At 60.1% G+C, this 15,553-nt stretch carries 14 protein-coding genes and 1 pseudogene; 10 read left to right on the top strand and 5 right to left on the bottom strand.

The features are described 5' to 3' along the window. Positions 1-88 precede the first annotated feature (88 nt). Positions 89-679 (top strand): annotated as a pseudogene (locus ABDW49_RS28190) (NAD(P)-dependent oxidoreductase); the annotation flags it as partial. 230 nt (positions 680-909) lie between these two features. Here the strand turns inward: ABDW49_RS28190 and ABDW49_RS28185 are convergent. Further along, entirely contained in the window at positions 910-1,815 is a 906-nt protein-coding gene (locus ABDW49_RS28185; protein ID WP_343617256.1) for a LysR family transcriptional regulator, read from the bottom strand. A 144-nt stretch (positions 1,816-1,959) separates the two neighbouring features. Between ABDW49_RS28185 and ABDW49_RS28180 the strand changes: the two genes are divergently transcribed. Next, entirely contained in the window at positions 1,960-2,943 is a 984-nt protein-coding gene (locus ABDW49_RS28180; protein WP_343617254.1) for an amidohydrolase family protein, read from the top strand. Positions 2,944-3,228: 285 nt separating this feature from the next. On the opposite strand, the gene ABDW49_RS28175 is transcribed toward ABDW49_RS28180, so the two are convergent. Further along, positions 3,229-3,432: a TetR family transcriptional regulator gene (locus tag ABDW49_RS28175; protein ID WP_343617252.1), complete on the bottom strand. Its 204-nt coding sequence runs from the start codon at positions 3,430-3,432 to the stop codon at positions 3,229-3,231. A gap of 24 nt (positions 3,433-3,456) precedes the next feature. Here ABDW49_RS28175 and ABDW49_RS28170 point away from each other — a divergent pair, with 24 nt between their 5' ends. Together ABDW49_RS28170 and ABDW49_RS28165 are read left to right on the top strand one after the other, a co-directional pair. Continuing rightward, a complete protein-coding gene (locus tag ABDW49_RS28170; RefSeq protein ID WP_343617250.1) occupies positions 3,457-4,248 on the top strand; it encodes an SDR family oxidoreductase in 792 nt (263 codons plus the stop codon). Between the two features lie 2 nt (positions 4,249-4,250). Further along, entirely contained in the window at positions 4,251-4,646 is a 396-nt protein-coding gene (locus ABDW49_RS28165; protein ID WP_343617248.1) for a nuclear transport factor 2 family protein, read from the top strand. A gap of 84 nt (positions 4,647-4,730) precedes the next feature. Here ABDW49_RS28165 and ABDW49_RS28160 read toward each other — a convergent pair whose 3' ends face one another. After that, positions 4,731-5,645: an AraC family transcriptional regulator gene (locus ABDW49_RS28160; RefSeq protein ID WP_343617246.1), complete on the bottom strand. Its 915-nt coding sequence runs from the start codon at positions 5,643-5,645 to the stop codon at positions 4,731-4,733. Positions 5,646-5,872: 227 nt separating this feature from the next. Between ABDW49_RS28160 and ABDW49_RS28155 the strand changes: the two genes are divergently transcribed. Further along, positions 5,873-6,919 carry an aldehyde reductase gene (locus ABDW49_RS28155; RefSeq protein ID WP_343617244.1) on the top strand — a complete coding sequence of 349 codons (1,047 nt, stop codon included), beginning with the start codon at positions 5,873-5,875 and terminating at the stop codon, positions 6,917-6,919. Positions 6,920-7,083: 164 nt separating this feature from the next. Here the strand turns inward: ABDW49_RS28155 and ABDW49_RS28150 are convergent, their stop codons facing one another. Together ABDW49_RS28150 and ABDW49_RS28145 are read right to left on the bottom strand one after the other, a co-directional pair. Further along, a complete protein-coding gene (locus ABDW49_RS28150; protein ID WP_343617241.1) occupies positions 7,084-7,863 on the bottom strand; it encodes an NAD(P)-dependent alcohol dehydrogenase in 780 nt (259 codons plus the stop codon). Next, the gene (locus ABDW49_RS28145) at positions 7,860-8,711 is read right to left on the bottom strand and encodes an NAD(P)H-dependent oxidoreductase (protein WP_343617239.1); all 852 of its coding nucleotides are present in this window, start codon (positions 8,709-8,711) and stop codon (positions 7,860-7,862) included. The genes ABDW49_RS28150 and ABDW49_RS28145 overlap by 4 nt, the downstream gene beginning before the upstream one ends. A gap of 112 nt (positions 8,712-8,823) precedes the next feature. Here ABDW49_RS28145 and ABDW49_RS28140 point away from each other — a divergent pair, with 112 nt between their 5' ends. From ABDW49_RS28140 to ABDW49_RS28120, 5 genes are all read left to right on the top strand, one after another. Continuing rightward, a complete protein-coding gene (locus tag ABDW49_RS28140; RefSeq protein ID WP_343617237.1) occupies positions 8,824-9,726 on the top strand; it encodes a LysR family transcriptional regulator in 903 nt (300 codons plus the stop codon). A 373-nt stretch (positions 9,727-10,099) separates the two neighbouring features. Further along, positions 10,100-10,324: a hypothetical protein gene (locus tag ABDW49_RS28135; RefSeq protein WP_343617235.1), complete on the top strand. Its 225-nt coding sequence runs from the start codon at positions 10,100-10,102 to the stop codon at positions 10,322-10,324. 28 nt (positions 10,325-10,352) lie between these two features. Then, complete coding sequence (locus ABDW49_RS28130; protein ID WP_343617233.1) at positions 10,353-11,684, top strand: MFS transporter; 1,332 nt, start codon at positions 10,353-10,355, stop codon at positions 11,682-11,684. Between the two features lie 46 nt (positions 11,685-11,730). Continuing rightward, entirely contained in the window at positions 11,731-12,780 is a 1,050-nt protein-coding gene (locus ABDW49_RS28125) for a substrate-binding domain-containing protein (RefSeq protein WP_343617231.1), read from the top strand. Between the two features lie 178 nt (positions 12,781-12,958). Next, entirely contained in the window at positions 12,959-15,523 is a 2,565-nt protein-coding gene (locus ABDW49_RS28120; protein WP_343617228.1) for a TonB-dependent receptor, read from the top strand. Positions 15,524-15,553 lie beyond the last annotated feature (30 nt).

The raw sequence follows: 15,553 nt of genomic DNA, 5'->3' as shown, positions 1-15,553 counted from the left end.
AACGAAACATGTTTGGCGCCAGAACGTCGGCTACGGCGGCGAGGATGGTTTTGACACTGCGGCATACGCTTGTTAGCCGGCTGAAGTTATGCATGTTCTTTTGACAGGCTCCTCCGGTTGGCTTGGCCGGTTTCTGGCTCCGCGCCTGCGTGCGGCGGGGCACCGCGTGACCGGGTTGGACATCGCCGCCGGGCCGGACACCGATCATATTGGCTCGATTGCCGATCCCGGCGTTGTGCGTGCCGCCTTTGATCGCGGGGTTGATGCCGTCATCCATGCCGCAGCGCTCCACAAGCCGGACATTGACCGCTATTCCGAGCAGGCCTTCATCGATGTGAATGTCACCGGCACGCTTAATTTGCTGGCGGCAGCCGCAGCAGCGGGCCATGATCGCTTTGTCTTCACATCGACGACGTCCTTGATGATCAACCGGGCCATTCGCGATGAAGCCGGTGACGCCGCCGTCTGGCTTGACGAGGGGGCCGGGCCGCTTGCGCCGCGAAATATCTATGGCGTGACCAAGCTTGCCGCCGAAGGTCTGTGCCGCCTGTATGCCAGTGAGCACGGCCTGCATTGTGTGGTGCTGCGCACGGCGCGGTTTTTTCCAGAAGAGGACGATACGCACACCCATCTCTCGGGCGAAAACCTGAAAGCCAACGAATTCCTCAATCGGCGCCTCGCCGAAGGAATAAAATGAGAGCGTTAACCAATGACCGGTTCCTACGCCTCAGGCCAGGCTCCTAAAGGTCTGGTTTTAAGGCGAGGGCTCCCTCCAGCAGCTCAATTGACGCTGGCCTAGGTGCTGGCGCCGGGCGAGACCATCGGGCCCATTGCGGGCTTGTGAACAATTCTCAATCTGGTAGCCGATGTTGGGGGGGGATCTACATCTCTTTGCCCAAGGTCCGGAGATCATTCAGCATTTCCAATTTCCTGCTGGCAGATGGCGTGGACTGTATCGCGCAGCCAGCGGTGGGCCGGATCGGCGTCAAGACGCGGGTGCCACATCGTCGACACAATGATGCCAGGCGTGGCGATGGGCAAAGGAAAACCGACGAGTTGCTGATCGCTATTAAGGCATGATCGCGGCACCAGCGCGACCAGATCGGACTGGCGCGCCAGCCGCAAGGCGTCGGGAAAGCCGGGCACGATGGCCGCGATCCTGCGCACCAGCCCCAGTTGGGCCAGCGCCTCATCGACAGGGCCGGAACGTGCGCCACGGCGCGAGGCCACCACATGGTCGCAGGCGGCATAGCGTTCCGGCGTGATCGTACCGACCAACAGCGGGTGCCCGTCGCGCACCGCCCCCACCACCCTGTCGCGGAACAGCAGGCGGGTCCGCAATTCGGGCCCAAAGTCCGCCGGAACGCCGATGTCCAGATCGATCAGCCCCTCGCGCAGGGCCCGCGCATCCTTGTCCGGCTTGGGAGCGAAGCGCAGCAATACGTGAGGTGCGGCTTCGCGTAATCCCCGCACCAGAGGCACCATGAAGCGTTCGAGAAATCCTTCTCCCGTGCGAATGGTGAAAGTCTGCTCCAACCTTGCGATGTCCAGCGCCTGCGCGGGCGGGCTGAGCAACAGGCGCGCATCCCGATGCGCCTGCCGCACTCTCTCGCGCAGGGCCAGCGCATGGGGCGTGGGCACCAGCACCCGTCCGGCGCGCACCAGCAGCGGATCGCCGATGGCCGCGCGCAGGCGGGTCAGCGTCCGGCTCATGGCTGATGTGGACAGCGACAGGCGGCGCGCGGCGCTGGTGACGCTGCATTCGGCCAGCAGTACATCGAGGGCGGTCAGCAGGTTCATGTCGATGTCATTCATGGGATGAGTGTATGGCCATAGCGTCGTGCATGATAGGCGTTTAGTGCAAGGATAGTTTGCATCCGTTGCGTCTGGCACTGCCTGTGAGCGGTGGCCATACGGGTCGCGTACGGCCCGGCGCGGGCCCCAGCAAGGAGCCCTCCAATGCATCTGATCGGCATCGAAGAACATTTCCTTACACCGGAGGTCGCGCAGGCCTGGCAAGACATTGGCCTAGCGGCACATGACCCCAGCGTCGCCTTTCACGGCGGCCCCATCGAGGGGCGGTTGACCAGCTTGGCCGAGGAGCGGTTGGCGTTGATGGATGAAACCGGGCTCGATGTTCAGGTTCTCTCGCTTACCACCCCGGCGTTGCATGATCTGGGGGACGACAGCGTGGATCTGGCGCGCCGTACCAATGATGCGCTGGCCGCCGCCATCGCGCGCCACCCTGCACGGTTTCAGGGCTTTGCCACCTTGCCCGTGGCGTGCCCTGATGAAGCGGCGCTGGAACTTGAGCGTTGTGTCCGCGACTTGGGCTTCAAGGGCACGATGCTGTGCGGGCGGGTGGGCACGCGCAATCTCGACCACCCTTCGTTGGCCCCGATGTTCGAGAGCGCGGCGCGCCTCAAGGCGCCGATCCTGCTGCACCCCCGCATGCCGCCGCCGGCGGTGCGCGAGGCCTATTATTCAGGGTTGGGCCCACAGCTCGATTTCTACTTCGCCGGACCGGGGCTGGGCTGGCATTATGACGCCGGGATCCAGTTCCTGAGGCTGGTGCTGTCGGGAACGTTTGACCGCCTCCCCGATCTGCAGGTGATTTTGGGCCATTGGGGCGAAATGGTGCTGTTTTATGCCGAAAGGCTGGCGGTGATGGATCGTGTGTCGGAGCTGGAGCAGCCCGTTGCAACCTATCTGCGCCGCAACCTCCATATCACGGGCAGCGGCATGGTCCTGCCGCATTATCTCGAACGCGCGCGCACGGTGGTGGGCAGCGACCGGCTGCTGTTCTCCACTGACTTTCCCTATCAATACAGGGCCGGCGGGGATGCCCGGCGGTTTCTTGAAAATTGCGGGTTGGACGGCGAGGACAAGGCCGCTTTCGCGCATGGCAACTGGCAGCGGTTGACGCAATCCATTGACGGATGAGCAGTTCATGGCAATTCTCAATGATCCAGATCCGAACATGCTGGCAAAGTCTACACAGAGTGGTGGTTCCATCCGTAACACCCGAACTGGAACCACCTGAACGGATGGCCGGTTTCCACGGTTTACTTTGAGCCGCTGAACGAACGAAATTTTGGTGCCAGTAGTGCAAGAGTGATATTATTCTTGCACAGATATGGATTGCTTCTACTTATAGAAAAATGCTAAATTCAATTAAAATTTCGATATAACTAGTTGATGTTAAGACTAAAGTTTTTGATTTTATTCTTAAATTTGTGTAATTGTGTCCATTTTGAATGATGGATACAGTGTCCCGATCGCCACGCCGGCATCGCGCGCGATCTGTTCCAGACTTGCTGCCGCGCCGCGCGCCGCAAAGGCTTGTTTGGCCACGTCGAGCAGTCGCTGGCGATTGCGCTCGCTGTCGGCTCGGATCTTGCGGGGAGTTGGCGAACTGGGCTGATCGGACAAGGTGCAACAATCTCGCTTGATAAAGTGAGGATACCTCATTATAAAAATGAGGATGCCTCATCCTACATCAAGGCGCGCTACGGCGACCAACTCTGGTTCGCGACGCTCGACCTGACCGATACCCATGCGATACGTGGCGTGGTCGATCGCGCATGGAGCGCTCTGGGGCGCATCGATGTGCTTGTCAGCAATGCCGGCTATGGCCTGATGGGCGCGGCCGAAGAGGTGACCGACGATCAGCTTCGCCATCAGATCGAGACCAATCTGGTCGGCTCGATCCAGGTGATCCGCGCGGCCTTGCCTCATTTCCGCGCGCAAAATGGCGGGCGCATTTTGCAAGTGTCGAGCATGGGCGGCCAGGTCGCCTTCCCCGGCGGCTCGCTCTATCATGCCACCAAATGGGGTATCGAGGGCTTCGTCGAGGCGGTGGCGCAGGAAGTCGCGGTGTTTGGCATCGGCTGCACCATTGTTGAGCCTGGCGGTGCGCGCACCGATTTTCGCCACCGCAGCGCTGCCGTGGGCCCCATGAACCCGGCCTATGATGTTTCGCCCTCGCGGATGGTCAACCGCGTCCTCAATGACGAAAGCATCAAGTCGCCGGGTGATCCGGCCAAGATGGTCGATGCGATGATCGCCAGCGTGGCGCAGGAGCCGGCGCCGCTGCGTCTTGCGTTGGGCAGCGATGCCTATGCGCTTGCGAAGAAGGCCTATGCTGCAAGAGCCGAGGCCTTGGAGGCGCAACGCAAACTTGCCTGTTCGACCGACGTGGCGGAGGAGGATGCAGGCACGCCCTGGTATGAGCAGCAGGAGGCTTGAGGATGAGCAGCGCGGAAACGCCGCGCACGGTCGCGCTGGGCTTCTTCGAGGACATCAACGCTGGCCGAAGCGAGGATGCCTTCGCGCGCTTGGCGCCCGACGTGCGCTACGAATTGATGTCGCCGTCGCCCAACGGCGGCATGTTCGACCGCGAGGGGCTTGGCCGGTTCGTGGCGGACAAGATCGCTCCTCGGCTGGCAGGCCCGATGGCAATCGACGTTCTCGGTGTCACCGCGTCAGACGATCGGGTCGCGATCGAAACCAGCATCCATGCCCATGCAAGAGTTGGCGGCGCTTATGTCAATCGCTTCCCCTTTCTGTTCGTGGTTCGCAACGGCCTCATCGCGGTACGTGAATATCTGGTCTCTGCCACCTTCATCGCCTTCGTGGAGGGATGATGCCTGCGCCGGGACTGACAGCATGTGGCAAAGTCGATCTGGGCCCTATGCCTTACCCAACGATCCGAACGCCGAAGCTGGCCTTCAGGCCCCAGTGTTTCTGAAGGATCGCGGCGAGGCGCCGGTGACGCGCTTGAAAGCGTTGCTAAAGCTGCTCTCCGATGCGTAACCCACCGCGCCGGCGATCAAGGCAACCGGGCGCCTTGGCTCGTCACGCAAGGCGCGCTCTGCCAGGCGCATGCGCCAGTTCGTGAGATAGGTGAGGGGCGCCACGCCCGCCACCTCCCGGAATCTTGCCGCAAAGGATGTTCGCGACATGGCGCATGCCTGGGCCAGATCCTCCAGATGCCAAGCACGCGCCGGCTCGCCGTGCATCAGCCTGATGGCCGGAGCAACGCCCGGATCAGCCAGCGCTCGCAGCCATCCGGCGCGGGTGGTGCCTGTCTGCGCGAGGTGGACCCGCAGGATCTGGATGAACAGCAACTGCGCCAGTTGAGCGGAAGCGAGATCGCCGCCGGGAAGGTGACCGCCACGTTCCTCGGTCATTCGGTCTAGCAGCCATCGAAAATTGCCGGCCTCGGGACGATCGGCCCGAACATGGATCCAGGGGGGCAGGACATCGCCGAGGACGGGGCCGCTTGTGGGATCGAGAAGGACGTGACCGCCCAGATGGGCAAAGTCGCTTCCATCTCCGATCTGGACGTCAGCCCTGCCGGCGCCTGAGAAAAGCTCCATCGCGTCGACTGCGGGAAGCGCGGGATCGCTGGCCAGCTCGAAACCGACAGGCGCGGACAGGAGGCCAACGTCACCGGCTGTGAATTCTATCGGCGCCTCACCGTCGAGCCTGACCCAGCAACGGCCCTTTACCACCGCGAAGAACTTGATCGTCTTGGGCGGCGGAAAACGGATCGACCAAGGCCCGCCCGCAGTGAAACCGCCCGTCACCAGGGTTTCCGCGCGTGCCAGCTTGAGAATGTCAGAAAAGGGTTCACCAACCATCTTCGGACTATCACGCAAGTATCTCGGACGATCAAGTATTCTGCGTATCGCTCGTCCTCCGTATGTGAGCGCGTCGCGAAAGCGAAAGGCTTTCCATGACGTTGAGATCGATCTGATCGCTCACGAGATGCAGACAATCGATGAGGCACTGATGACGGGCAAGGTTGCGGGCAATCGCGACCCCGCCAGGATCGACTGTTGAGCATCGCAAGCAAGAAGGAAACAAGATGACCGACGAACAAGTGCTGGTGACCGGCGGCAGTGGTTTCATCGCGCAATATTGCATCCTGGCGCTGCTCGAGCATGGCTACCGGGTGACGACAACGCTGCGCACGCTGGCGCGCCGAGAAGAGGTGCTGGATAATCTGAGAACCGGTGGCGCCGAGCCGGCAGGCCGCCTTTCCTTCGTCGAGGCTGATCTCATGTCCGATGCGGGCTGGTCGGAGGCGGCGGCCGCTTGCACCTATGTGATCCATGGCGCTTCGCCCACGCCATCGGGCGATCAAGTGAGTGAGGAAGATTGGGTGAGGCCCGCGGTCGAGGGAAACCTGCGCGTACTGCGGGCGGCGCGTGATGCGGGCGTCAAGCGCGTGGTGCTCACTTCGGCCTTCGGGGCAATGGCAGGCGGACGAGCGGAGCCTCGCACCCGCCCCTTTGACGAGACCGATTGGAGCGACCTGTCGGGCAATATCGCGCCGTACCAGAAATCGAAGACGCTGGCCGAGCGCGCCGCGTGGGATTTTATCGAGCGGGAAGGGGATGGCCTCGAGTTTGCCACTGTCAATCCGGTGACTGTTCTTGGCCCGGCTCTTGGCGCTGACTATTCGCATTCGATCCGCCTGATCAAGAACATGCTCGACGGGCAACCGGGTTGCCCGAAGATCAACACCTGCGTGGTTGACGTGCGCGATGTCGCCGACCTCCATATCCGCGCGATGACGGATCCTGCCGCACGGGGCGAACGTTTCCTCGCGACCACAGGCAAAAGCCTGTGGCTGGCAGAGATCGCAGGATTGCTGAAGACTCGCATGGGTCCTACCGCAGACAAGGTGCGCGCGCGCGTATTGCCGAACTGGTTTATTCGCGTTGTGGCCCTGTTCAATCCGGCAATGCGGGGCATCGTCTGGCAGCTTGGTGCCGATATGAACGCCAGCGGCGACAAAGCCAGGCGCCTGCTCGGTTGGCATCCCCGCTCACGCGAGGAGGCGATCATCGCGACAGCGGAAAGCCTCTTTCGTCTGAACTTGCTGAAAATCGCACCCGAGAGGAGGTGAACATGAAGATTCTCGAACAATGTTTCCGCGTCTACGCTGCAGCCGACGCACTTGAGGCCACCATCGCGTTTACGAAGGGTTGCAGGGTGTCCCCTGAAGTCGCTGTTGGCGCGCCATCAGCAGGCCCGTGGGTACATCGCCGTCGCGTCCAGTGAGGACGCCGATCAGTGCGAGATGGCCTCCGCTCGTCCTGCCTGGATCGACTGGGCCAGCGTGCCGGGGCCGCCGACCTCGACGACATGGTCGACGCCGCGTCCGCCGGTGATGTCGCGGACATGCTTACCCCATTCGGGCGTCTTGCGATAATTGACGGCATGATCGGCCCTGAGGGCGAGGGCGCAGTCCAGCTTGTCGTCGGATGACGAGGTCACGATCACCGACGCCCCTATTGCTTTGGCGAACTGAAGCGCGAAGATCGACACATCGCCCGTGCCCAGAACCAGCACAGTTGCACCGGCCTTCAAGCCACCATCGACGACGAGAGCGCGCCAGACCGTTAGCCCTGCCGTAGTCAACGTCGTGGCTTCGGCGTGGGTGTAGCCCTTCGGCGCAAGTGTAAAGGCGTGTGCTTGTGCCACGACCACTTCGCGCGCGTAACCATCGATACCGTCGCCCGGCGTCGTTGCGAAATCGGTGACCTGCGGCTCGCCATCAAGCCACGTCGGAAAGAAAGTCGGCACGACACGGTCGCCGACCGAGAAAGCCTCTACATCTGGTCCGACCGCCTCGACGACGCCGGCTCCGTCGGCCATGGGGATGCGCCCTGGGGCGGCTGGAAGCGGCCCCGTCACCACACCCAGATCGTGATAATTGAGCGAGGTCGCAGGCAGGCGGACCCGGATTTCTCCCGGGGCCGGCGTCCTCGGATCGGGCAAGTCGACCATCGCAAGGGCTTCGAAGCCCGCCTTACCGTTCGAGCGAAAAGCGCGCATGATGAGCGTCAAGCTCCAACATAGCCGGCTAGTGCGGTAGTATCCGTTTGGGCCGTGCTGAGATGCTCGATGGGGTCACCCGGCTGTGCAAGGTGGATGCGCAGGCCCGTCTCTCCTTCGCCAAGGCCAGGCTTGAGCACCTGCTGTCCATCGTAATGGCCGCCATTCTGCTTGCGATACGGGATTGGCGTGTCGGTGAAGAGATTTTCCATCCGGACCTTGAAGGCGGCCGCGACTTCGACCCAGCGCTCTTCCGACATCCGGTCGCTCTGGAAGACGGGGAAGGGCGGCATAACCTCCATGCCCGGATAGAAGAGCTGCCCATGCTGGATGGGCCACAGGATCTCGTCGAGGCGGCCATTGACGCCGCGCTCGCTGTAGTGCGGCTCGCGGCCGCCGATGCTGACGACAATCATCGCCCTGCGACCGGCGAGCGTTCCTTCACCATACCGATCACCCCAGCGTTCACCACCATGCGGGCCAACGCCGTAGGCGAAGCCATGCGCATAGACGCGCTCGACCCAGCCCTTCAGGATCGCCGGCGCGCTGAACCACCACAGGGGGAAGGTGAGGATGACCGCGTCGGCCCACAGCAGCTTCTGCTGCTCGGCCACGATATCGGCGGGCTGGGTACCCGTGGCAAAGGCGTTGCCGGATTCTGATGCATAGCGGAGCCGATCGGCGTTCTTACGCTGCGGAAAGTCGGCGGCATCGGCGACGGCCTTCCAGCGCATGGCATAGAGGTCAGAAACCTGAACCTGATGGCCCTGCGCGGTGAGCGTTTCGACCGCGAGGTTCTTCAAAGAACTGGTCAGCGACTGGGCCTCGGGATGGGCGTGGACGATAAGAACGTTGCTCATGCGGTGATCCTGAATAAGAAACGGAAGAGGCGGCTTTCGGCCGTTCCCGTCAAAGTTAGAGACCACATCGCCATTCTTGAAATCAAAGCATCTATGTGCTGGTATCTACACTATGGATACCAGCCAACTCGACTTCAATCTGCTCGTCACGCTCGACACGCTACTGGCCGAGAGAAACGTCACCCATGCCGCTCGACGATTGAATATGAGCCAGCCCGCACTGTCGACGCGCTTGGCACGGTTGCGCGACATCTTCGACGATCCGCTGCTAATCCCGGCGCAACGCGGCATGGTGCCGACACAGAAGGCTCTGGAACTACAGCCGCGTCTACACGAGGCGCTCGAAGCCGTCCGCCAGGTCGTGGCGATAGACTCTGCATTTGATCCATCCCGGGCGAAGGGCACGATTCGTATTGCGGCCAGCGATTATACGCAGAGCGCCTTGCTTCTGCCCCTGGTCCGTACCTTACGGCAGGAAGCGCCGGGTCTTCGTATCGCTTGGCACAGCCTAGACCTCATGGCCCTTCATAGCCAGATGGAGCGCGGAGCGGTGGATCTTGCCATAAACCGCCCGCAAACGGCGCCAGAGCAGTTGCGGATGCGCAGGCTTTGCCATGAGGAATATATTCTCATCGCGCGATCCGGGCACCCTCATGTCAAGGGCGGGATCGACCTCGACCAGTTCTGCAGCCTCGATCATGTCATCGTATCTCCCGATGGGGGAGGCTTCGCCGGGCCGACCGATACTGTTCTCGAAGCCATGGGACGATCACGACATGTTGCGCTCTCCACTCCGGGCTTCCTTGTGGTTCCCAGGATCGTTGCGAATTCTGACATGATCGCAGTCGTGCCGGCGCGCATCGTCAGCGAGGAGAAGGAGAAGCTTCAGGTTCTCGATCCTCCCATCGGCGTGCCGGGCTTTGAACTTGCCATGATCTGGCATGACCGAACGACGACACATCCGGTTCAGAGATGGTTGCGCGATCGATTTGTCCTACTCGTCGAGAACCTCTAACCCCCTATGACCTCTTCAACCTGCGACAGTGGCACAGCGTGCCCACCCATGCCGTCCTGCGGACTGATCAGGAACGATCAAGCGGAGGCGGCGCGTCATAGCGCCCCGACGGCCAAGCAGCCAAAAAGAGAGGCCTACATCAATCATTTTCGGGCCCTGAGCTTTCGTTATTACGGTCTGAATGGGGCGGTTCCAGCACTTTATGCGGAGGGTGCGCTCGCCAGTCTTAGCGGCGAAGTGCGAACCCGATGATGCCCATTGTTTCCGCGCTGCGCCGTATTGCTGCCCGCGCATGCCCAGGCAAAGGCAGCGCCTGACCTGCTGCGACAACCAATTTAGGGTGTTTCAACATGTTCGGACCGAAGCTGGCTGAATGACGGAGTATCCAAGAGACCCGCATGCGGGAGGCTTGCCTGTCGCGGTTGCCATGGTACCGGGCCAGCCTTCAAAGACCAGGCATGATCACCCATGGTTCATCCTGATCGCCCTGATTGGCCTCGGTCTCAATTATTTCGTTCGCGAAGTTAAAAACGGCGGGCGATCCGGCCAGTCTTTTCGTAAAGTCATTCTTGGCATACACCGGGTTGCCGAAAATTGAGAAGGCCTGGTTAGGAAGGCGAGGGGGGATGGTCGGCGATACAAGGCAGAATGCAAGAATGGAAACAAAAGATATCTCACTCCATCTGAGTGTGGGGTATCTGGGGTTACAAATCGCTTTTGGGCTGGAAAGCGCAAATCTAAGTCGGATTTTTCAGCAACTTGGAGCAGCTAACGACCAATTAGCCCTGCTTTGGCTGGCAGGCCCCGTCACCGGTTTGCTGATCCAGCCGATCATCGGCTGGATCAGCGACCATAGCTGGTCGTCCTATGGTCGCCGTCGGCCTTTCATAGTCGTTTCAGCAGGAGTGGTCGTGGTTGCCTTGTGGGTGCTGCCAAGGTCATCGACCGTTGGTTGGGCGGTGTTGACGATCTGGATACTGGAAACGGCGATGAATGCCTTACATGCGCCATACAGAGCCCTCGTCGGTGACTGTCTCGCGGTCGAGCACTATGCTCAAGCCTACTCCATGCAAACGCTGTTCATTGGCCTGGGCGCATTTCTGGGAGCTTGTTCACCCAGCTTGATAGGGAGAACCGGTCTTTCGGGGATGGCCATGCCTGGTGTCACTTCCTCCACCATTCGCCTTAGCTTCTTGGTAGCAGGCATGTGTGTGGCACTGGCAGTCGGCTGGACGGTCGCAAAGGTACGAGAGCCCAAACGTGCCGCCCTCGCATCACGGCAAGTACATCCTGTGCCATCAACCCCCAATGCTTGGAGGCCGCGTTCGATTGGCAGGATCTTGAAGGGTTTTCGCCCGATCGCCATCGTGCAGTTTTTCAGCTGGACTGCGATGTACGTCTTGTGGGTCTATGCGACGCCTGTCGTGTCCGCACAGGCCTTTGGGGCCCGTAATCCTTTTGAACCTGCCTATACGCGCGGTGCCGACTGGGTGGGGCTGATGTTTGGCATTTATAATGGTGTCGCTGCGCTTTTTGCTCTCTTCCTCCCTCGTATCATAAGGGGGCTGGGGTTGGCGCGTGCTCATGCGCTGGCTTTGATGGTAGGGGCGGTGGCCTTCGCGGGCATCGCGTACAGCCATTCCGCTGGCTTGCTGTTGGGCTGTTCTGCCCTGATCGGCGTGGCCTATGCCTCCATCATCAGCATTCCTTTCGTGAAGGCGAGCGGTATTTTACGTGCTGAATCGGCTGGAATCAGCATCGGCATCATGAATGTCTTTATCGTCCTGCCGCAATTGCTGGCCGGTCTCCTTGCGGGCAGCCTGATAGATCATCTGCTCCATGGCCGGGCCGAACTGTTGATGCTACTGGCTGGAGCGGGGTTGGCGATGGGGGCGCTGGCTTGTCTCGTTCTATGGAGCGAGAAGAGCTGGTCGACAGACGTGATGGCCGTAAAGTGAGTTCGTGCAATTGCAAGAACCTTGCCCGCGATGATAGGGCTGTCTGATGAAGCCGCCAGCCAAATCAGCCCATACCCTTCAGGATATCGCCCGGGAGACCGGCTTTTCGATATCGACCATTTCCCGTGCGCTTGCTGGCAACACCGCCATTAGCGAGGACACGCGGGAGGTGGTGTTGGCCGTTGCGGCGCGCTGCGGTTATGAGGTGCCCCAGCGCCGAGCTCGGCGGCTGCCGATGCAGGTGTGTGATCAGATCAATGTCGTGTTGCCGGTATCTCTGGCGCATGGCAGGCAATTGGCCAATCCATTCGAACTGGCGCTGATAGGGGGGATCGGTGCAGCGCTGCGCGAGCGTCGACGAGATTTTTCGATCAATTGGCAGACGCCTTATGATGAGCAGAGCCTCGCCGATTTTCTTGGTGCTTCGCCCTATGCCGGGACAATCTTTCTTGGCCAGTCGCAGTTTCACGATACGCTCAATCGGTTTGGCGCCGCCGGCAAGCCGTTGATCGTCTGGGGGGCGGGCATTGAGGGGCAGACCTATTGCTCTGTAGGCAGCGACAATTTTCAGGGCGGTTATCGCGCGACCCAGCATCTGGCCAGGTTGGGTCGTCGTCGGATTGCCTTTGTCGGCGCGATGCCGGCAATCGCCTCGGCCCGAACGGGCTTTTCTCAGATTGCGCTACGGCTGGAAGGTTATAAGGCGGCACTTCAGGCCTCGGGGATCCCGTTTGATGCCGACATTGTGCAGACCCCACCGTCACAGCGCTTCGACGGCGCGGATGCCATCGACAATCTTCTGGAATGCCAGATCAGTTTCGACGGCATCGTCGCGGCTTCCGACATGGTCGCGCTCAGCGCCATACAGGCGTTGGTGCGTCGAGGGGCACGAGTGCCTGAGGATGTATCGGTGATCGGTTACGATGATCTCGATGTCGCCTCCTATGCCAGCCCACGACTGACAACCGTGCGCCAGGACGTGATTAAGGCTGGAAACCTGCTGGTTTCCAAGCTTTTGCGGATGATTGATGGCCACCGGGTGAGTGCCGAACTTTTGCCGACCGAGATCATTATACGCGAATCATGTGGCGCCTGATTTGTGCAATTGCGGGGATGTTTGTGCTTGCAGTTTGTGCAAAATCATTGAGCTGCGAAGATCGATGTTCGAGCATCTGTCTGAAATAAAGTAAAATAATCTAGAACAATTGACTTAGCTCCATGAAAAATGCAATCGATTGCCAAAATATATTGCACGATTTTGCATTGCGTGCGACATGAGGCGGGCCAGCCCGCGCCAGCAAGTGCGCGGAGCAAAAACGACCTGGCCTTATGTGGGGATGATGATCATGAGAGCGTTTCGTATCACCTTGTTGTGCACGGCGGCGGTGGCGGCAAACTGCCTTTCTTCCGTAGCGATGGCCCAAGGTGTCGCTCCGGGAGGCGCTGGACAAGCTGCTCAGACGGACGGTAGAGTTTCGCAACCTGCAGCAAATGAGGCAAGCTCGCCTCTTGATCTCAACACCATCGTTGTCACCGGTGCGACAGTCGCGCGCACCAAATTTGAAACATCCTATGCGATTACCACGCTGAACGGGGCCGAACTGACACGAAAGAGTCCGCGCGGCATCGCCGAATTGATCAATGACGTTCCCGGCATTTATGTCGAAAGTTCGGGCGGGGATGTCGGCAACAATGTCTATTCGCGCGGCCTGCCTAATGACAATTACCGCTATATCTCTGTGCTGGAAGACGGATTGCCTGTGTTCGAGGAGGGGGCAGGTGCTTTCACGAATGCGGATGAGTTCTTCCGTATCGACAGCATGGTCAAGAGCGCGCAGATCGTACGCGGTGGCTCGGCTTCGATCACAGCCTCCAACTCGCCAGGTGGCGTCGTGAACATCCTGACCAAGCACGGCACGGAAAATCTGGAGGGCCTGGTCAAGGTCGAAGGTGGCAGCAACAATCACCTGCGTACCGATGTCAGCCTGACAGGCCCACTTACCGACCGGATTCTCTTTGACATTGGTGGTTTCTATCGCGTCGATAACGGTGACCGCAATGTTGGTTATGCCGCGAACAAGGGTGGGCAATTTCGTGCGGGCCTGACCTTCAAGTTTGACGATGGTGAAGTCTACGCAGGCTACCGCAAACTGGATGACCATGCGGTGTTCTACACCGCCATGCCGCTGGCCAGTACATCATCGGGTCTGCCGGGGCTGAGCGCGGGGGCGGGTACTCTCTATTCCCCGGCCTTTGCTACAGTATCGGTGCCCAACGGCTATGGCACGGGCAACCAGACTGTCAGTCTGCAGGACGGGGTTCATACCAACACGGACACCTTTACCTTGTTGGCCCGCAAGGATTTCGGAGCCCGCTTCACCGTCAATGAGAAGGCCCGTTACACCCATGGGTATGTCGATTTCAATGGACTGTTCTCGAATACGGATGCTCCCTCTGCCGCTTTTCTGACCAGTTCACTTGCATCGCTCAAGTCGCTGGCGCCCAGCACCGTATCGGCTGCCTATCGAGCAATCGGCTCGAACACCAACCTTGGCGCTGCGGATATCGCCAACGGCCTCATTGAGAACGAGAGCATTTACCACACGCTGGTCAATGTGGACAATTTCATCAACGACCTGTCCGGTACCTTCAAGGCAGGGGCGCACAAAATCACGCTGGGCTATTATTTCAGCCATTATACGCAGCGCCAGCAGTGGAATTGGAACAACATCCTGACCGAGGCGACCAATCAGCCGCGGCTGCTCGATGTGGTGGGACTCGATACTGCCGGCAATGTTACCTCGCATCTCACGGCCAATGGCGTGGTCAATCCGCACGCGAACCTCAATGATTTTCATGACGATGTCACCCAGAACTCGATCTATCTGACCGACACCTGGAAGATCGACGGCCGACTGACCTTTGATGGTGGCGTGCGGATGCAGCATGAGAAGAAGACGGGCCTCATTGCGGGCACCACCACGGCCAATCTGCCCGGGTCGGCCACCATTGTTGCCGACAACAATGTGACGGTGTTTTCCGGCGCCTATACGCCTTATCGTTTTTCCACCACTCAATGGGCGTTCAGCGGCGGGTTGAACTATGAATTCAATCCGCGCCTCGCCACCTTCCTCCGCTATTCCAACAGTTTCCGTATTACGCCGGAATTCGCGCAATGGTTCAACTGCTGCAATGCTGTGGAAACCCGGATTCAGATGGTGGAAGGCGGGGTGAAATATGCCTCCCGACCGATCTCGGCCTTTGTGACGGGCTTCTTCAATGACTTCCCCAATGTGTCCTTCAACGAAATTGCCGGCAACCAGGTGATCACCGCCAAGGCATCCGCACGATCCTATGGATTGGAAGCCGAATTCGTGGCGCGGCCCACGGCCTGGTTCGATCTGGCCTTCGGTGGTACGCTGCAAAGTATCAAATATCAGGGCTTTGCTGGAACCGACCCGACGACGGGTCAGCCTTTCAGCTACTCGGGCAAACAGATCGTGCGCCAGCCTTCGCTCATGGCCTCTGTTCGCCCGACAGTCCATCTGATAGGCGGCGCGCTGGATGTGTTCAGCGATATCCGTCACACCGGCAAGCGCTATGCCGATGTCGCTAACACCATAGCCCTGCCTGCTTATACCGAAGTCAGCCTTGGGGCCGACTGGGCCATCACAAAGCGTCTGCACGCCATGGGACAGATCAGCAATCTGTTCAACACGGTGGGGCTGACCGAGGGCAATCCGCGCTCGGGTATTGTGCAGGGCGTGGCCGAACCGCAATTCCAGGGGCGGCCGATCTTTGGCCGTCGGTTCAAGGTGAGCATGACCTATTCATTTTGATCTCCTGATGGATCAGATTGTCAGAACCCA

This window comes from Novosphingobium sp. (assembly GCF_039595395.1).
Taxonomy (GTDB): domain Bacteria; phylum Pseudomonadota; class Alphaproteobacteria; order Sphingomonadales; family Sphingomonadaceae; genus Novosphingobium.
Note: the sequence above shows the minus strand (reverse complement) of the source record. Positions and strands in the feature narration are given on the sequence as shown.